The organism is Candidatus Bathyarchaeota archaeon, from assembly GCA_018396705.1.
Classification (GTDB): Archaea; Thermoproteota; Bathyarchaeia; order Bathyarchaeales; family Bathycorpusculaceae; genus DRVP01.
The window spans coordinates 121,435-138,708 of record JAGTQZ010000009.1 but is presented as its reverse complement, the minus strand read 5'-3'; the positions used below and the strand labels follow the sequence as shown (position 1 = coordinate 138,708).

Genomic DNA, 17,274 nt, shown 5'->3' with positions numbered 1-17,274 from the left:
TAGAAGCTTTTTCTACATAAAATTTCTGAAGATCTAGTATGAGCGAGTGGAATCAAAAGCGCGATACCATGCAACATTACAATTTGATGGCGAGATCGTACGATGAATTATACGCTGATGAACAGAAAGCAAAAATCGAAACAGCCCTTGAAAAAGTTAGGATAGACAGCGACAGCCTAGTCTTGGACAGCGGTTGTGGAACGGGTTTGCTGTTTGGATATTTGGCGGAGAAAGCTAAGGCGATTGTGGGGTTAGATATCTCAAAGAGTGTTCTGGAGGAAGCCAAAAAACGTACCAAAAAGTTTGGCAACGTGTATTTGGTCTTGGCTGATGCTGATTATGCGCCATTCCGAGACTGTTTTTTCAGCCATGTGTTTGCTGTAACACTACTGCAAAACATGCCTGATCCACAGAGAACATTAGCCGAGCTTAAAAGGGTTGCACGCAAAAACGCTTTCTTGGTTGTCACAGGTTTGAAAAAGAAGTTTTCTTTGGCCTTTTTTGAGTTTTTATTGCGTAAGTTTAATTTAAAAGTGATTGAAATTAGGAATGAAAGCGACGCACTTAAGTGCTACGTGGCCGTTTGCGTAAAAGGTTAAACATTAAAAACTTGCACGATGCATACCTAAAATATATATGAAAGTGAGATGTTAAAGCTATAATCTTCATGTCTTGAAGCTTCGGTGGTGTTGCTTGCCCATAAAAATCTTGAAGAAAGAAGATGCTGAAACCCTTACATTGGAATGGATTTTACATGTCAAAAATTACCGGTTAACCCTAAACAGGAAGCTTTGTGTTGGATGTGAAATCTGCAGCCTTGCATGCCCCAAGGAGGCTATCAAGCTTATAAAGCAACCTAAAAGTGCGGATGGTAAAGCGCAAATGGCGAAGGTTGACATAACCCTTGAAAAGTGCAATTTCTGCGGGATATGTGATATTCTATGTCCCTATGGCGCCATAAAAGTAACCATTAACGGCGAGCATGTCCTAAATGTGGTGGAGAAGGAAAGTTTTCCAACTCTTGTCCGCGACATTCAGGTGGATGCTGCCAAATGCCCGGTGGGTTGCGTGGAATGTGAGAAGGCTTGTCCGTTGAACCTTATTAAGGTTTCATGGCAGACTCCGGATGGCAAAACTGTTATGGATGTGGGCAATCTATCTGCGAAGGAAAAGGAAGGGTTGAAGGCCAACGTTGAAGTGGACAAGGAGCACTGTCCATGTTGCCGTGTCTGCGAGTTTAAATGTCCAGAAGGTGTACTTCATGTACGGAAAGCCTTCCATGGTGTGATTCGCATTTATCCAGAAAAGTGCCCGGAAGGCTGTAGAGACTGCTTGGACGTTTGCCCTGTAACTGGGGCACTTTACTTTTCTGAAGCTGACAAGAAGGTGCATGTAAATGAGACTTTCTGCGTTTATTGCGGAACATGCAAAGTTGTTTGTCCCGTAAACGAGGCACTGGAACTAAAGAGGACGAAAATTATGCATACTCCTGTCCGCTCTGGGGCTTGGAACAAGGCCTTGGAGCGTTTGGCTTCGCCTCTTGAAGTGACTAAAGAGTTGAAGGCTAAAGGTTCGCTTAGGGCTTTAAACTCTGTGGAAAAGAGGTTCATTCGGAAGGTGTCCTAAAAATGGTCGAAAGCCAAGCTCAAATTAAAAACAAGCCTGAAGAACTTCGCATAGGCGTTTTCATATGTCATTGCGGCTTGAACATCGCCGGTGTCTTGGATATTAAAGAGCTCGTCGAATATGCAAAGACGCTTCCAGATGTTGTTTTCGTGAAGGACAACCGCTACACGTGCGCCGATCCAGGTCAGGAGGAAATTCGAAAAGCCATTAGAGAGCATAGGCTTAATCGTGTTGTGGTGGCTGCATGTTCACCGCGCATGCATGAAGTTACTTTTAGGCGGACAGTTTCTGATGTTGGCTTAAACCCATACCTTTTTGAGATGGCTAACATCCGAGAGTTTTCTTCATGGTGTCACCCAAGCACACCTAAGGAAGCCACTGAAAAAGCTAAAGACCTTATCAAGATGGCTGTGGCTAAGGCTAGACTGCTGATGCCATTGCAAACTATTGAGGTGCCCGTCACCAACAAGGCGCTAGTTATTGGCGGAGGCATAGCTGGCATGAACGCAGCCTTGGACTTGGCTGAGATGGGCTTCAAAGTCTACCTTTTAGAAAAGAGTGAAAGCATCGGCGGGCACATGGCGCAGTTGGACAAAACGTTTCCAACATTGGACTGTTCCATATGCATTGAAGGGCCAAAAATGGTTGATGTGGGTAGACATCCTAACATAGAGATTATTTCGTATGCAGATTTGCTTAGCGTCAGCGGTTTCATAGGCAACTTTAAAGTCCGCATTAGAAAGAACCCGCGTTACGTTATTGCCGAGAACTGCACTGGCTGCGGTGAGTGCAAGGACGTTTGCCCTATAGAGTATCCAAACGAGTGGGACATGGGACTTGGCACTAGAAAAGCTATATCCGTGCCCTTCGATCAAGCAGTACCGCTTGTTTACACGATTAACCGCGACTACTGTATTGAATGCTACAAGTGTGTAGACGCGTGTGGCGCCAGGCAAGCCATAAATTTTGACCAGAAACCTGAAGAAATCGAGCTTGAAGTGGGCGCCATAATTGTAGCTACGGGCTACGACATCTATCTGCCTTATGACAATCAGCTCTATGGCTATGGAAAATACACAAACGTAATAACCTCCTTAGAGTTTGAGAGACTGATTTTGGCAGCCGGTCCAACTGGCGGAAAGGTTGTGCGAGCCTCCGACGGGCAGAAACCTCACAGCGTGGCGTTCATTCAATGTGTTGGCTCTAGGGACACAAACAAGTACCCCTACTGTTCGAACTTCTGCTGTATGTACACGCTTAAACACGTGGTTCAGCTTAAGGAGAAATACAAAGAGGACATTGAGGTTTACGTTTTTTACATGGACATGAGAACCAACTTTAAAGGCTTTGAAGAGTTTTACCAACGTGCCCGCGAACTGGGCGTAAATTTCATTCGCGGCAGAGTAAGCCGCATATTCGAAGACCCGAAGACCAAGAACCTGATTATTCACGCCGAGGACGCAAATCTCGGCATGCCCATAGAAGTAGAAGTGGAAATGGTTGTTTTGGCGACAGCCGCCATCCCCAAGAAGGGCACGGAGGATATTGCCCGAATCCTAAACTTGACAAGAGGTGCAGACGGCTTTTTCATGGAGAGCCACCCGAAGCTTAAACCTTTAGACGCGCCGACAGATGGCATATTCTTGGCTGGAGCATGTCAAGGACCAAAAGACATCCCATACAGCGTTTCGCAAGGCTGCGGCGCCGCAGCCAGAGCCGCAACGGTGCTTTCAAAGAAGACTTGGAAGATTGAACCCATCATCGCGGTTGTAGACCCGAGTAAATGCCGCAATGTCGCGACTAAATGTGGCATTTGTGCCGAGCGTTGCCCCTACGGCGCTATAAAAGCTGAAGAAAAAAAGCCAGCCCAAGTTATAACTGCCATGTGTCACGGCTGCGGAACTTGTGTCGCCGAATGTCCAGCTGACACCATTCAACAAATGCACTTCACCGATGCACAGATACTGGCGCAGCTTCGCGCAGCTTTAGAGAAAGACCCAGAGGACAAGATTTTGGCTTTCTTATGCAACTGGTGTAGTTATGCAGGCGCTGACTTGGCTGGAACAAGTCGCTTTGAGTATCCACCCGTCATCCGCCCAATACGTGTTATGTGTTCCGGCAGAGTTGATCGCGACTTCGTGCTCGAAGCATTCCGGCTGGGCGCGGGCATGGTGCTTGTGGCAGCTTGCCACCTACCCTACGACTGCCACTATATCAGCGGAAACTGGAAAATGAAAGCTAGAATGGATGCCTTGGCACCCATGCTCCACAAGCTAGGCTTAAGCCCAGAACGGTTCCGTGTAGAATACATCTCAGCAGCGGAAGGCGTAAAATTTGCAGAGCTAATACGCGAAATGGCAGAACAAATGCGAACACTAGGAAAAGAACGCATAAAAGCAGAAAACCAGAAACTAAAGCCAATCCTAGAAAACATGCTTAAACGAAAAGAAAAACGTTAATCACCATTCATTTTGCATTTTCACCCAACTTCTCTTTAAGTCCAGTAATAAATGCTTCTAAGAGTTAAAGCGGTAACTCTAAGGGTCCAAGTTACGGCAGTCCATTTTGGCGAAAAATCAGAAACAAGCACGCAAGTGACTGGTGAAACCCGCGCTATAGCTGTCCGGGTTACAGCATCAATGGGCTGGCGTGTTGGCTGTAACCCGCCTTCTGTTTTATGTGGCATTCGGCTAATCGGGCTACCTGCGCTTTGGGTAGACTCCTCATCAGCGCTGTTTGCCCTTTCCACGTGCAGGACGGCCGTTTCACCGTTTCCACCCAGCATTTTCGACAACTTAGCATGTCTCATTAGCACTTGCTGGGTGGACGTTTCGTTTCTGCTCCGTTGCCAGGGCTCTCGCCCTACGCCCTTGCGGGCGTTGCACTTCTACATGTGGGCGGAGTTTCCTCAGGCCCCATTAGAGTCGGCCCGAAGGCCACACGCCAACTCGCCAGCCCAAGATATTTTAGAATTGAAAGCGCACCATAAATGTTTTGGAAAGCTTATTTTATGTGTGGCATGTATTTGTTTGACGGTTGATACTTCATGAGTAGGCTAGTTGTTTTAGTTACTGGTACGCCTTGTGTAGGCAAGACTTCCGTGGCACGTTTACTGGCTGAAAGACTGAACGCCTCATATGTGAATTTAACTGATTTGGCTATGAGGGAAAATCTTGTTCTCGGCAGAGACGAGAAAAGAAATACCGTGATTGTGGATGAACAACGCATGAGGAAGATCATCGGCAGAATCGTGAAAAACAGTCCGGAGCAAGCTATCGTAATTGATGGGCATTATGCTGCAAGCGTTGTCCCCAAAAAGCTTACAACTCATGTTTTTGTTTTAAGACGGGACCCGGTGGAGCTGCGGCGTTTCATGGAAAAATCTGGTTTTTCGGGCAGCAAGCTCTGGGAGAATTTAGCTGCAGAGATTTTAGACGTCTGCCTCATAGACGCGTTGAGGGTTCATGGTGAAAAAGTATGCGAGATCGACGTTTCTGGCAAAAGTGTTGAGGACGTTGTGGAGGAAATCCTCGAAATTTTGAATGGCTCTAGGCAATGTTATATAGGAATTGTGGACTGGCTTGGCAAACTGGAGCGGGAAGGAATTCTGGAAGAATATTTGCGAATTTGAAAAAGCGCTTTTAGGTTTTTAGGCTTTGAAGAACCTGTCTAGTGGTTAAGAGCATTATTTTTCTCCTGTTGGCGTATGCTTTCGCGTGGTCACTGAACTGTTCCCCAACAATTATTGGATTCGGCAATCCAACCTCTTCCGCGGCCTTGTCAAGATTTATTACAACATTTATGCCTATAGTTCTTTTCCAGTCTCTTATCCAGACGCACTGTGTTAGGCGTCCCTTCTGGACTATTAAGTCGAAGTTTCTCTGGATTCCACGGTATCCTTCTAGGCTAACGTTTTCCTCCACTTTGTAGCCCTTTTTAAGAAAATACTGGGTCACCGCGTTTTTAAGGTTAAATTGCTCTTTTGATTCTGTTTTTTCAGCGTTCATTGACATCCTCTTGCGGCATTAAGCGTTATCTAGTTGTACTGTGAAAAAGTTTTCGGAGCAAAAGCTTATGACAAGTTACGTAGTTGTTGTATGCAGCAAATGTGGCGGGTATCTGCTAGCCAAAACAGATCAGAAGACAAGAACATGCCCATATTGCAGTTCAAAAATATTGATGGAAAAAGTCCAAAAGGTGGCCGCGGCTAAAACTGCTGCTGAAGCTTCGGTTTTATTGCGCAGAATTAAAGAGAAGAAGGCTAGGGTTCAAAAACCATTTTGAGAAGAGCCATTAACCCTATTCCGAGAAGAATTAGAAAGAACTGGGTTAGCGATTCCCGGGCATGGGCTTTTTTGTGTAATTCAGGCATTAGGTCTGTGGCAGCAATGTAAATGAAACCGCCTGCTGCAAACGGGACAAGAAACGTTTCTATGCTTTGCATAGAAGCCAAGAAATATGTCAATAATGCGCCAACTATAGCGGTTACAGCTGAAACAAAATTGAAGGCCAAAGCCCTTTTGCGACTTAACCCTCCATAAATTAGCACTCCGAAATCACCTAATTCCTGCGGAATCTCATGGAGAAGTACAGCTACAGTTGTGGCAAAGCCTAACCGGTAACTGCCGGACGCTGCGGAAACAAAGTAGGCGGCTGCAATTATCATTCCGTCAATGAAGTTATGGATTCCATCTCCAATAAGGTTTAGATATACAAAGGCGTGAGTTGGGCATTCTTTCTCGTGACAGTGACGCCAGTAAAAGAACTTTTCAAGGGCAAAAAAGACGATTATGCCAGCTATTACGTAAAAGAATACCGTTGACGCATCTCCTTCAGATGTTAGGGCTTCCGGCAGCAGATGCAAGAAGGCTCCACCAATTAACGTGCCGGAGGCAAAACCAACCAATAGCATTGTTATGCGGTTTAGCCTCTCCTCTCGCATTCCAGCGAAGATCAGTCCCACGAAGGCTATTAAACTCACAATCGTCACGGATGTGAGAATGATTATTAAATCAATCATCAAGCCTTATGGTTTAGCTGTATCCTTATTAGGATATCGGTTTAGGCTTTAACTCTTTGAGCATTTCACAAGCCTTGCACAGTTCCTGTATTGTTGGCTCTCCGCAAACGCGACACTCTCTCAAGGCTTCAGCACCAGCTGACTTTTTCAAAACTTGTCTAATTCGCTCCGCAGCCCTAAACACCGTATATTTTATCCCAGCATGTTTTTCCTCCATCCTATTCAAAAACATTCGGATGTCGCTCCGCATCGCATCTTGGGCATAAGGACATGGCATACTTTGAAACTTTATCCTTTTGACATATGCAAATAGAGCAGTTTCTTTCTCTGGGATTTCGCAGAAAGGCTTGACACGCCTAACAAGTTTTGGATGCACTTCATCCGTAACCGGTTTTTCTCTGGCTATGCGCATGACATCACCATGAAGCATGTTTAGAAGCACTGTTTGAACTTCATCGTCTAACGTGTGGGCGGTTGCAAGCTTATCCGCCCCAACTTTCCTCGCGACGGTGTTCAATGCTTTTCTTCTTAAAACTCCACAGTAAGCGCATGGTGTTAACCCTTTTTTACCGCTCACTCTAATATTTTCAACAATTTCATCAAGGGTGAAGCCGTAAAGCTCCTTAAACGAAATTATATAATGCTCAACTCCAAGTTTTATGCAGTTTTCTGAAGCAATTTTTAGAGCTTCATCTCTATAGCCGGCAATTCCTTCATCGACTGAAACAGCTACCAGCGAGGCTTTTGGATAATCATGTTCTATTTTTGCTAGTATGTGTAGGAGACTAACGCTATCCTTGCCGCCTGAAACCGCTACGGCTATTCTATCGTCGAAGTCGAACATTTTGTATTTGGCTATGGTGGCTCTAACCCTGCCCTCGATGGACTTAACGAAACAGCCCTTGCAAAGCATTTCGCCAGAGTACTGCCTATAGAAGAAGGCTTGCTTACGTTTGCAAAATGTGCAGACAGTATTATTCATAAGCGATGTCACTTGTTTAGGTTGCTGTTTACGCTTAAGGTTTTTAAACGTGATAAGGGTTTCTCAATGCTGAAAGTGAAAACACTTGGCTAAGAAACCACAGCGACGCCTAGAGTTCAATGAAGTCAAATATACAAGCAAAAGATGGAAGCTCCTTGAAGAACTTAGGGCCAAAGCAATGTGGCTTATGAAGGCGCTGGAAAGCTTCAACATAGAATGCATCGTTCACGGCAGCATTGCCAGAGGAGACGTGACAGAAAAAAGCGACGTAGACGTTTTCATACCAAACCAACCATCATCCTTTCTTGTGGAGGCAGCCCTTGAAAGGGCTGGCATAACGGCTAACAGGCGGCTTGTAGTGCAGGCTACACCAGTCTACGCCATGAAAGGCTATATTGAAATAGATGAAAAAACCAGCCTTTCTTTTCCGCTTATGAAGATGCGCAGGGTGGAACGCGAATTCTACCGATTCAGCGGAGAAGCTACTTTAAAGGACTTAAAGGCTGGACTACGTTTTCCAGGTGTAGACAAACGCCTAATGCTTATTGAACCAACAGATGAAGGGCATAGGGAAAGCTCTATATTGGGATGTGAAGAGCGTATCGCAAAGCTTCTTGGAATATCTGTGGAAACAGTTCTTGACAGGGTTCACGCCCTCCTAAGAAGGGATGAAGTTGGTAGAACAGGCGTTTTCATTGAGCGCGAACTGGCTGAAGGCGAAACCTTTGAACAAGCACTAAAAAAGCTTGCGGAAGAAAAACCGGCGGTACGGAGGAGATTAAAAAGCGTTTAAGCTGTTTGCGGGCAACGCATACCTTAACATGGCAGCAATTCCGCCTAGGGCTGTTAATTTTGCTCCAGCCTCGTGTTCTGTGCTTACAACTAGAATTTTCCCGCCTTTGGCCTCCACATTTTTCATTAGTTGTTCAAGGGATAAGCGTTCTACATCTGACGATTCACGCAGCAATGCGTCAGTCAAAACAAGCAGTTCAACAGCTCCTAAGTCGGTGGCTTTATGCACATCTTTCAATCCATAAGCTACAGTTTTTTCATTTTTTCCAAGTCTCTTCAAGATTTCTTCAATGGCTTCCGTCTCTTCTATGATACGCAGGTGCCTCATAGTTTTGGCTAGAACACCAGACCTTATAGCCTCATAAATTCCGGCAACACCGCTGTTGTTCACGCTTTTAACGTCCACAATGGATTTGGCTATTTCCGGAGCCTCTTTTCTAACGAAATCTACGAAGTCATTTTTGATGAAACCAACACCTATAACGGCTATTGGGTTATGGTTTTCACTCCACGTTTGGCGAAGACTCTCTAGGGCTTTTTGGAAAAACTCTTTTAGGGCTGTGATTCTCTTTTCGGCTTCAAGTTTTCCCGGAAGTCTCGTTCTCTCTTCAACGTTAACTTCAACTCCATATTGAGTTGTTGTGGCCACAACGTAGCATTCATCGTCTATGGCAACTATGATAACTGGTTTTTCAGAAACTTTCTTGGCTGCTTCAAGTCTCTCCACGTAGTGACGGGGCCACTCTTCCTTGACTATGGTCACTGGTGTGTTTAAGACGATGTTTAACGTGTGATGCGCGCCTATGGGAACCGTCTCAGGTGCTTGACAGATGGTTCCATGAACTCTAAGCCTTCCGAGAAGCTTATCCCAAAGTACTTTTTCCACCTTCACGCCAAGGAAAACGGGAACTCTTTCGCTCCGTTTAGTTCTTGCATATTTTTCGTCCTGCTTTATTTCTCGTGAAGTGTAAGCATAAACCTCGTCGCCCTTGTAAATTATATTGTAGAGATGCCACAAATCGTCAAAGGTTTCTGGAATAACCTTCACAAAACCCTTCCTCAAGTTCATTTCCAGAATCTTCAAAGAAAGTTTCCTCTACAGCCAAGGCTATTCCAACTAGTATTTACGGGTCTGGGGCCGTACAAGCTCCTCCAACAAGCTGAGCATATCTGGAACCTTTGTCACAATGTCCGTGAAGGTTATTATACCGGCAAGCTCGTCATTGTTTCTTGAAACCAGAAGCCTCTTAATGCGTTTTTTAGCCATAAGCTTAGCGGCTTCGTTGATGCTAGCGTTTTCGTTGATAGTCACCACCGGGCTGGTCATAATCTGTCTTGCCGTCAAAGTTTCCGGAGCTAAACAAGGCTCAACAACCCTCTTGAGAATATCCCTTTTTGTTATTATTCCAACAGGCCTATCACCTTGAACAACCACCACCGAACCAATGTCAAACTTGTTTATTGTAGCAACAACCTCTTTGACACTTGAATCGGGACGCACGACACGAACATCCTTCGACATAACATCTCTGACAAGGAGGATCCCAGCCAAACTCAACAACCTCCACAATACTGAAATCAACAAGAAACTATTAAAACCTTCCAGCAAAACCCTTAATAGAAAACGTGTAACGTTTAATCTTTGGGCCGGTAGATCAGCCTGGTATGATCGCAGCGTTGGCATCGCTGAGGTCGCGGGTTCAAATCCCGCCCGGTCCATCACCTTTTTGAGGAGTCTAGCTTCCTAGAGTGTGTTACATTTTCTAGTCCGAGCCTCGTAGACGTGGGTTGCCAAGTGTAGAAGGTAACGTTTGGGAAAATTATTTATGAAAAGTTGACGAAAAATCAGTTTGAGGGAAAATGATGTACGGGTATGGAGGAAAAATGCTTCGAATAAATCTAAAAAATAAGAGTGCAACCGTGGAACCTCTAAAGGACAGTCTAATTAGACGTTTTATTGGTGGACGAGGTTTTGGTATCAAAGTTTTGTGGGATGAAGTGCCCGCTGGTGTCGATCCGCTGGGTCCGGAAAATAAATTAGTAATCTCTGTGGGGCCGTTAACGGGCACGAAGGTTCAGTCAGCTTCCCGATGGGTTGCACAGTTTAAGTCTCCTTTGACTGGCATATACTGCAGAAGCGTTGGAGGTGGCTGCTTCGGAGCTGAACTCAAATTTGCAGGCTATGATGCCATAGTCGTGGGAGGTAAATCAGAAAAATCAACGTATGTATGGATAAACGACGACAACGTGGAATTTAGGGATGCAAGTAAGGTTTGGGGCTTGAATACGATGGCCACGAGGGACATTCTCCTAGAAGAAACAGATAGGAAGGCAAGAATGGTGACGATAGGACCTGCAGGTGAAAAACTTGTCAAATTTTCCTCTATTGTAACTGACGATACAAGAACCGCGGGCAGAGGTGGTGGTGGAGCGGTAATGGGTTCAAAAAACCTAAAAGCAATAGTTGTGAAAGGATCAAAGAGGCCTGACGTTTATGATGAACGTACTCTAGACGAGGCAGTAAACGAGCAATTGAAAGCTTACCGGGAGTGGCCAGCCGTACCGCCTGCAGATTTTAGAAGACTAGGAACAAACACCGGTACTTATGTATGGTATGTTACAGGCCATTTTCCGACTTATAATTTCCAGCAAAGAGAATGGGAAGGTATAGAAAGATTTAGACCCGAGATTTTAGAAAGTTACATAATCGGGCACAAAGGATGCTATGCATGTGCGATGCGTTGCGGAAAAATTTTCAGAATTACTAATGGACCATATGCGGGCATTGCATGGGAATTTCCCGAGCTTGAAACTGAGTGGTCTCTTGGAGGGATTGCGGGAGTTAACAACATAGAAGCCATAACATATGCCAATATGCTCTGTGATTTATATGGTTTAGATACAATCTCTACTGGCGTAGCAATAGCCTTCGCCATAGAACTATGTGAAAAAAGTATTATAGACAAAACTGAAACTGATGGACTGGATTTAAGTTGGGGTAAGCCAGAAGTTATAGTAGAACTTGTAAGGCGCGTAGCACTTAGAATAGGAAACCTAGGCAATTTATTGGCCGAAGGGGTAAGAAGGGCTGCTGAGATCATTGGACGAGGCGCTGAAAAATACGCGATGCACATTAAGGGATTAGAGATGCCGGCTTACGATCCTCGAGCAATGAAAGGACAAGGCCTCGGTCTTGTAACTGGAACAATAGGCGGCAGCCATGCAATAAGCTGGAATAAGTTTGAAATACTCGGTGTACCTAAGAAGGTTGACCCCTTTACAGTTGAGGGAAAAGCGGAGTTAACCAAGTATGTGCAAGACGAAATGGCAGTTTGTGAAACTGCGGTATTCTGCAAACTTATAGTAAACCATGACGTGATTAATCCAAAATTCTATAGCAGAGTATTATATGCGGTTACTGGTATTGAAACTTTTAAGGATCCAAAATATCTTTGGACAGTCGGTGAAAGAATATGGAACCTTGAGAGGATGTTCAATGTTAGGGAAGGTGTTGATGGCAAATATGATACTTTGCCCGAAAGACTTCTTAAGGAACCGCATCCAAGAAATCCTGCAAAGGGCCAAACGTTCGAGCTTGACCGTCTTCTTAAAGATTACTATAAAGTCAGAGGATGGAACGAACAAGGCATACCCACTAAGGAGAAGTTAGCTGAATTAGAAATATCCTAGCCCCCCTCTTTTTTGGTGAATTAAATGAGGGTTCTCGTTAAGTTCGTCGGACGACCTTATGATCTAATTAAGGTAAAGAACATTTGGTTTTATTTCGATAACGACGTCGAGGTAACGTTAAAGGGACTTCTAGACAAAATTGAAGCGGAAATGGGAATAAAATTCAATGTAGGTGAAGAAGGCATAATCGCTTTAATCAACGGGAGAAGCATAGATCATATCGGAGGTTTGCATGCAAAGCTAAAAGACCTAGACGAGGTCGTAATCGCCTCAATAGTTGGCGGAGGCTGAATATTGTACATGACCACAAAAATACATTACTTACTCACCAACCCCTTAAATAGAGGTTTTTAAGTTCCATGTGCAAGGTCTCAGCCGTTTAGCTTTTGCTAGCAAGCTCCTTAAAAGAGATTATTATTAAAGCGATAGTTTCTTTCTGATAAAAATGTTATGGAGCTTCCGCATAGCATTTAAGAGAAGACCTCAAAGTAAACTTATGACCGGAATAATTACTCGGAAACTGCCGAGTCATTGCATATATGTCGTGTCTGGGCATCACCCCTTAATAATATTCTTGCATCTGCGATTTTTGCGCCGTTCCGCCATACAATAACAGGATTTAAGTCTATTTGGCATATCTCTTTGTTTTCTATTATGAGTCGGGAAACAGCTGTGATTATTTTCGCCAGCGCATTTGTATCAGCCGGTTCTTGCCCTCTGTACCCCTCTAATAGTTTGTATCCTTTCACTTCCTTCATCATTTTCTTAGCTTCGTCTATGGTTATTGGTGCTGCTCTGAAAGTGACATCTCTCAACACTTCGATGAATATTCCTCCTAATCCAAACATCACTATTGGACCGAACTCTGCGTCTTCTAGGGCCCCAACAACCACCTCTAAACCTTTTGGCAACATTTCCTCTATAAGCACACCCTTTATTTCAACGTTGGAGCCAACTTTTGAGGCGTTAGCTACCACATACTTGAATGCTCTTTCAACCTCTTCGCTGCTGTTAATATTTAAAACTACGCACCCAGAGTCGCTTTTATGAATTATGTCTTTGGAGACTATTTTTAGAACTACTGGAAAACCTATGCCTTTAGCAGCCTTTACAGCCTCGTCGACTGTTGACACTACTGCGTACCGTGGTACTGGTATTCCATAAAGTGAACATAACTTTTTAGCCTCGGGCTCCAATAAAAGGTTTCTGCCTTCTTTTAATGCCTGGCTAATTATATGACTCATGGTCAAATAATTCCTCCATGTCTATGAAGCGTAAGGTTTAGTAGCTTCCAATTGAGTTTGATGTAACATAACTGCTATTGCTTCGACAGCCCTTTCGGGCATAAAATAGTTAGGTATCCCTCTTTCGCCTAGAAAACGCATGGCTTTAATAAGCTCTACAATGTTGAGAAGCCCGGTCCAAGCCACTACGACTGGTTTTCGAATTTCATTGGCAATGTTTGCAGTGGTTTGGGCTATTTCTAGGTGGTGCGTTAGAGGGGAAATAACTAAAATTACATCTACATTTTGATCTGATGCGACAACCTCTAAAACTTTATGGTAAATGCTTAAGTCTTCGAGTGCTGATGCTGTCATATCTATCGGATTTGCCATGGATGCGAACGGTGGAAGCATACTTTTGAGCTTATCGATGCTTGCGCTACTTAGTCGAGGAATTGCTAATCCATGTTCACCACACATATCTGTTGCGATCACGGACGGCCCACCCGGAGCTGTGACTATTCCAACATTGCGACCTCGTGGTTTCAGGGGCGAGGCTAAAGCCATGGAGAAATCGTAGAGTTGTTCAAAAGTGTTAGCTTGGATTATTCCAGCGTATCTGCAAACGGAGTTCCACACTTCAATAGAACCAGCCAGTGCGGCTGTATGTGACTTAGCGGCTAACCTACCTATCTCAGTCTTACCGATTTTAAGGGCGACAAGCGGCTTAGTTGTAGACCTACAAATTTCTATGAATCTTTTTCCGTTCCTTACTTGTTCAATATACATTGCAATTACGTTTGTTTCAGGATCACCTACAAAGTACTCTAGAAAGTCGTTCAGGGTTGTGACGGCTTCGTTACCTGTGCTGACTCCCTTATTTAGATAAGCTCCCCTTATATTTGCCATCGACATGAAACTTGCTAGTAATGAGCCGCTTTGAAAAATAGCGGATATCTTTCCAACTTTTCCATGATACTCTGCCTCTGGAAATGTGCACACATTTTTTGGAGCGCTTAAAATGCCCAAGCAATTTGGCCCAACTATTATCATGCCGCTCTCCTCAGATATCTTCCGAATTTCAAACTCCATGCTTTTTCCTTCCTCAAGAGAACTTTCTGAAAAACCAGCCGCAAGCACTATAGCTGACTTAACACCTTTCAATGCACATTCTTTTAATACTGAAATGCTTGCCTTAGCGCTTACGGCTATAACTGCTAGATCAATGTTGTCCGGAATGTCTAACACACTTGAGTAAACGTTGTAGCCCAGCAATTCCTTGCCGCTGAGTTTCGGATTTACTGGGTAAACTCTCCCAGCATAACCAAATTCTCTCAAATTTTTAACCAAGACATAGCCGATCCTGGCAGGGTTATCGGTGGCTCCCAGAACTGCTATAGAGTTTGGATAGAAAAGTGACCTAAACTTACTCACATATTTCACCTAAGTTTGGCACGTTTCTGTTCTGGTTAGTGGACCATTTAGCCTTTACTTACGGCTTTAACGCCCTCCTTAAAGGCCTTTACGTTTATGTCCTTCCATTTTTCACCAAACCTTGAAACTATGGCCTTGATTAACGAGTTTTCGGAAACATCCAACTCCCCAGTAGCCCAAGAAGCACCTAACATAATAGTGTTAACGACGTTCAATGACCCCACTGTCTTAGCTATTTCTTGAGCATTTACAACATAGACCTTACCAGTGATTTTTGAGAGTTCCTCCACAATAGTTTTAAGGTTTGGATATTTAACCCCCTTAATTACAGCCAGTGGAGGCGGCAATTCAAGATTATTGATTATTATGGCACCTCTTGCTTTAAGATAATGTGCCACCCTAAGTGCCTCAGAAGCTTCTAAAGCAACTATTAAGTCTGCAGTTCCCTCCATAACAAGCGGCGAATAAACTTTGGCCCCGTATTTTACGTGACAAACCACTTGCCCACCCCTCTGGGCCATGCCATGCACTTCTGACATTCTAACTTCGTAACCGTCAAAAATTGCAGCGCTACCAATCAACGCAGCTAAAGTTAATACACCTTGACCACCAACTCCTGACAAAACCACGTTTGCCATCTATCAACCTCCACTTTTTTCAATAGCGTCATATGGACATACTTCCTCGCATAAACCACACCCCGTGCATGTCATTTTATCTATCGAAACTTTCTCGTTGCTTGGCAGCAAAGCTGGACACCCGGTAAGCTTTATACAGGCCATGCAGCCAATACATTTTTCAAGATTTATGCTCCTTTTAACAAGTTTTATTTTTCCATCCCGAGATTCCCGTAGTAGCGTGAGCGCACATTTTCTGCGAGATATTACGACGGCTGGCCCCAAGCCCTTTTGCACATGATCTATGGCCTCAATGATAGCTGAGACCGTTTCTTCCAGGTTATAAGGATCCACTACCTTACAGAATGATGCTCCACAAGCCGTTGCTAAGTTTTCAGGGAGGATTATTTTTACTTTCTCACCCATGAGATTAACCCCTGAAACTGGACTGGGTTGATGCCCAGTCATCGCCACAAGTCCGTTGTCTAAGATTACTAGAACAAAGCTTGAGGGATTAAAGGTGGCATTGATGAGAGCTGGAATGCCTGCATGCATGAAGGTAGAGTCGCCTATTGTTGCGATAACGACTTTTCCTGTGAACTTAGCCAGACCGCACGCGAGCCCTATGCTTGAACCCATGCACAGACTCACGTCTATAGCTTCTAGTGGAGGATAAAATCCAAGTCCATAGCAACCTATATCACTTGGATATATAGCATCCACCTTTCTTTTTTTCACAGCTAATTTTATGGCGTAAAACGTACTTCTATGTGGACACCCCGCGCACAACACTGGCGGACGCGGCGGCGCTTCAACCGCCAATTTTTGTTCTCTCTTGCATTCCAACTTTTTATTTAAGAATTTAGCTAAACCTTCCAAGACCGCTGAGGGGGTTAATTCCCCCACTAGGGGTATGAAAGCTTTTCCATAAACTTTTGTCTTCGAATCTAAGTCGCAACAAAAGCTTTTTACATAGTTTTCAATGAAAGGTTCTAATTCCTCAATAACTAAGACTTTTTCTTTCCCTTCGAGAAAAGATGTCACAAGTTTTTTCGGCAAGGGATACAATGTTGATAATTTTAATAGCGACACCTCATCCTTCGCTTTTAGCGTTTCAAGGGCTTCCATAACGTATTCATAGGCCAGTCCGGAGGCCACCACACCGATGTTGGATTCTCCGCAAACAGAATTGAACGGCGAATTGTCAAAATGCTCCTCAACCAACCTAATTGTATTGATCAATCTTAGCCTCATTTTTCTAGCATTCGCTGGTAAACAGCTCATTTCTTCAGGTTTTTTCTCAAAAGTTCCTTTTTTGCCCACTTTCAATAAAGGACCGAGTTTTACGTTACCTCTGCTGTGGTTTAATCTCGTTGTTGTTCTAACCATTATAGGCATTTTAAACTTTTCAGATGACTCAAAACTGTATATGATTAAGTCTTTAGCTTCTTGAGGAGAGGATGGTTCTAGGACCGGTATGTAAGCATGGGGCCCGTAGAGCCTATTGTCTTGTTCGTTTTGAGAACTGTGGCAGCTGGGGTCATCAGCAGAAACTAGGACAAGTCCTCCTTTAACTCCGGTATAGGTTGCGGTGAATAGAGTATCTGAGGCTACATTGACGCCAACATGTTTCATAGCAACTAAAGCCCTGAGATTACAATAGGCTGCGGCCAATGCTACCTCTAAAGCCACTTTTTCATTGGTGCTCCATTCAACATAAATTCCATAGTCCTTAGACCAAGCTGCTAAAGTTTCAATAATTTCTGAAGAGGGTGTTCCAGGATACCCTGTCGCAGCTTGAACCCCAGCCTCAACGGCGCCACGCGCAATGGCTTCATTACCAAGCATTAACACAACGTTTTTCAAATTAAACCTCCATGCTATGGGATG

Annotated in this window: 17 protein-coding genes, 1 tRNA gene and 1 other RNA gene; 9 read left to right on the top strand and 10 right to left on the bottom strand. The window is 44.2% G+C overall.

The window, feature by feature from the left end; all coding sequences use genetic code 11:
• Positions 1–38: 38 nt before the first annotated feature.
• The 3 genes from KEJ24_08860 to KEJ24_08850 all read left to right on the top strand — a co-directional run bounded on the left by KEJ24_08860 (position 39) and on the right by KEJ24_08850 (position 4,085).
• Positions 39–599 (top strand): class I SAM-dependent methyltransferase, encoded by a 561-nt coding sequence (locus KEJ24_08860; GenBank protein MBS7647928.1) that lies wholly within the window; start codon positions 39–41, stop codon positions 597–599.
• A gap of 94 nt (positions 600–693) precedes the next feature.
• Entirely contained in the window at positions 694–1,626 is a 933-nt protein-coding gene (locus KEJ24_08855; GenBank protein ID MBS7647927.1) for a 4Fe-4S dicluster domain-containing protein, read from the top strand.
• Positions 1,627–1,628: 2 nt separating this feature from the next.
• On the top strand, positions 1,629–4,085 hold the full coding sequence (locus tag KEJ24_08850; protein MBS7647926.1) for a hydrogenase iron-sulfur subunit: 2,457 nt from the start codon (positions 1,629–1,631) through the stop codon (positions 4,083–4,085).
• A 188-nt stretch (positions 4,086–4,273) separates the two neighbouring features.
• On the opposite strand, the gene rnpB is transcribed toward KEJ24_08850, so the two are convergent.
• Positions 4,274–4,578: RNase P RNA component (gene rnpB / locus KEJ24_08845), an RNA gene on the bottom strand.
• 94 nt (positions 4,579–4,672) lie between these two features.
• Here rnpB and KEJ24_08840 point away from each other — a divergent pair.
• Positions 4,673–5,257 (top strand): adenylate kinase family protein, encoded by a 585-nt coding sequence (locus tag KEJ24_08840; GenBank protein ID MBS7647925.1) that lies wholly within the window; start codon positions 4,673–4,675, stop codon positions 5,255–5,257.
• A 10-nt stretch (positions 5,258–5,267) separates the two neighbouring features.
• Here the strand turns inward: KEJ24_08840 and KEJ24_08835 are convergent, their stop codons facing one another.
• The gene (locus tag KEJ24_08835) at positions 5,268–5,633 is read right to left on the bottom strand and encodes a restriction endonuclease (GenBank protein ID MBS7647924.1); all 366 of its coding nucleotides are present in this window, start codon (positions 5,631–5,633) and stop codon (positions 5,268–5,270) included.
• Positions 5,634–5,700: 67 nt separating this feature from the next.
• Between KEJ24_08835 and KEJ24_08830 the strand changes: the two genes are divergently transcribed.
• Positions 5,701–5,910 (top strand): DUF1922 domain-containing protein, encoded by a 210-nt coding sequence (locus KEJ24_08830; GenBank protein ID MBS7647923.1) that lies wholly within the window; start codon positions 5,701–5,703, stop codon positions 5,908–5,910.
• Here the strand turns inward: KEJ24_08830 and KEJ24_08825 are convergent.
• Both KEJ24_08825 and KEJ24_08820 read right to left on the bottom strand, forming a co-directional pair.
• The gene (locus KEJ24_08825) at positions 5,888–6,646 is read right to left on the bottom strand and encodes a ZIP family metal transporter (GenBank protein ID MBS7647922.1); all 759 of its coding nucleotides are present in this window, start codon (positions 6,644–6,646) and stop codon (positions 5,888–5,890) included. The genes KEJ24_08830 and KEJ24_08825 overlap by 23 nt on opposite strands.
• Positions 6,647–6,674: 28 nt before the next feature.
• Positions 6,675–7,628 carry a TIGR00269 family protein gene (locus tag KEJ24_08820; protein ID MBS7647921.1) on the bottom strand — a complete coding sequence of 318 codons (954 nt, stop codon included), beginning with the start codon at positions 7,626–7,628 and terminating at the stop codon, positions 6,675–6,677.
• Positions 7,629–7,713: 85 nt separating this feature from the next.
• On the opposite strand from KEJ24_08820, the gene KEJ24_08815 reads away from it, so the two are divergent.
• Entirely contained in the window at positions 7,714–8,421 is a 708-nt protein-coding gene (locus tag KEJ24_08815; GenBank protein ID MBS7647920.1) for a nucleotidyltransferase domain-containing protein, read from the top strand.
• Here the strand turns inward: KEJ24_08815 and KEJ24_08810 are convergent.
• The gene (locus tag KEJ24_08810; protein ID MBS7647919.1) at positions 8,407–9,504 is read right to left on the bottom strand and encodes an mRNA surveillance protein pelota; all 1,098 of its coding nucleotides are present in this window, start codon (positions 9,502–9,504) and stop codon (positions 8,407–8,409) included. The two genes, KEJ24_08815 and KEJ24_08810, sit on opposite strands and share 15 nt — an antisense overlap.
• Before the next feature lie 33 nt (positions 9,505–9,537).
• Positions 9,538–9,972 (bottom strand): CBS domain-containing protein, encoded by a 435-nt coding sequence (locus tag KEJ24_08805; protein ID MBS7647918.1) that lies wholly within the window; start codon positions 9,970–9,972, stop codon positions 9,538–9,540.
• Positions 9,973–10,064: 92 nt separating this feature from the next.
• Here KEJ24_08805 and KEJ24_08800 point away from each other — a divergent pair.
• The 3 genes from KEJ24_08800 (at position 10,065) to KEJ24_08790 (ending at position 12,401) form a co-directional block, all read left to right on the top strand.
• A tRNA-Ala gene (locus KEJ24_08800) sits at positions 10,065–10,139 on the top strand.
• Between the two features lie 144 nt (positions 10,140–10,283).
• On the top strand, positions 10,284–12,110 hold the full coding sequence (locus tag KEJ24_08795; GenBank protein MBS7647917.1) for an aldehyde ferredoxin oxidoreductase family protein: 1,827 nt from the start codon (positions 10,284–10,286) through the stop codon (positions 12,108–12,110).
• A gap of 24 nt (positions 12,111–12,134) precedes the next feature.
• Positions 12,135–12,401, top strand: a complete 267-nt coding sequence (locus KEJ24_08790; protein MBS7647916.1) for a MoaD/ThiS family protein — start codon at positions 12,135–12,137, stop codon at positions 12,399–12,401.
• Between the two features lie 218 nt (positions 12,402–12,619).
• Here the strand turns inward: KEJ24_08790 and KEJ24_08785 are convergent, their stop codons facing one another.
• Genes KEJ24_08785 through iorA form a run of 4 tightly spaced genes read right to left on the bottom strand, consistent with a single transcriptional unit; the run spans position 12,620 to position 17,232 of the window.
• Positions 12,620–13,354: an acetate--CoA ligase family protein gene (locus tag KEJ24_08785; protein ID MBS7647915.1), complete on the bottom strand. Its 735-nt coding sequence runs from the start codon at positions 13,352–13,354 to the stop codon at positions 12,620–12,622.
• 21 nt (positions 13,355–13,375) lie between these two features.
• The gene (locus KEJ24_08780) at positions 13,376–14,767 is read right to left on the bottom strand and encodes a CoA-binding protein (protein MBS7647914.1); all 1,392 of its coding nucleotides are present in this window, start codon (positions 14,765–14,767) and stop codon (positions 13,376–13,378) included.
• 47 nt (positions 14,768–14,814) lie between these two features.
• A complete protein-coding gene (locus tag KEJ24_08775; GenBank protein ID MBS7647913.1) occupies positions 14,815–15,405 on the bottom strand; it encodes an indolepyruvate oxidoreductase subunit beta in 591 nt (196 codons plus the stop codon).
• Positions 15,406–15,408: 3 nt separating this feature from the next.
• On the bottom strand, positions 15,409–17,232 hold the full coding sequence (gene iorA, locus KEJ24_08770; GenBank protein MBS7647912.1) for an indolepyruvate ferredoxin oxidoreductase subunit alpha: 1,824 nt from the start codon (positions 17,230–17,232) through the stop codon (positions 15,409–15,411).
• Positions 17,233–17,274: the final 42 nt, after the last annotated feature.

Coding starts and splice junctions, on each gene's coding strand:
- KEJ24_08775 (MBS7647913.1), bottom strand. CDS start 15,405: ATGGCAAACGTGGTTTTGTCAGGAGTTGGTGGTCAAGGTGTATTAACT.
- KEJ24_08785 (MBS7647915.1), bottom strand. CDS start 13,354: ATGAGTCATATAATTAGCCAGGCATTAAAAGAAGGCAGAAACCTTTTA.
- KEJ24_08850 (MBS7647926.1), top strand. CDS start 1,629: ATGGTCGAAAGCCAAGCTCAAATTAAAAACAAGCCTGAAGAACTTCGC.
- KEJ24_08820 (MBS7647921.1), bottom strand. CDS start 7,628: ATGAATAATACTGTCTGCACATTTTGCAAACGTAAGCAAGCCTTCTTC.
- KEJ24_08790 (MBS7647916.1), top strand. CDS start 12,135: ATGAGGGTTCTCGTTAAGTTCGTCGGACGACCTTATGATCTAATTAAG.
- iorA (MBS7647912.1), bottom strand. CDS start 17,232: ATGCTTGGTAATGAAGCCATTGCGCGTGGCGCCGTTGAGGCTGGGGTT.
- KEJ24_08830 (MBS7647923.1), top strand. CDS start 5,701: ATGACAAGTTACGTAGTTGTTGTATGCAGCAAATGTGGCGGGTATCTG.
- KEJ24_08835 (MBS7647924.1), bottom strand. CDS start 5,633: ATGAACGCTGAAAAAACAGAATCAAAAGAGCAATTTAACCTTAAAAAC.
- KEJ24_08840 (MBS7647925.1), top strand. CDS start 4,673: ATGAGTAGGCTAGTTGTTTTAGTTACTGGTACGCCTTGTGTAGGCAAG.
- KEJ24_08825 (MBS7647922.1), bottom strand. CDS start 6,646: ATGATTGATTTAATAATCATTCTCACATCCGTGACGATTGTGAGTTTA.
- KEJ24_08795 (MBS7647917.1), top strand. CDS start 10,284: ATGTACGGGTATGGAGGAAAAATGCTTCGAATAAATCTAAAAAATAAG.
- KEJ24_08860 (MBS7647928.1), top strand. CDS start 39: ATGAGCGAGTGGAATCAAAAGCGCGATACCATGCAACATTACAATTTG.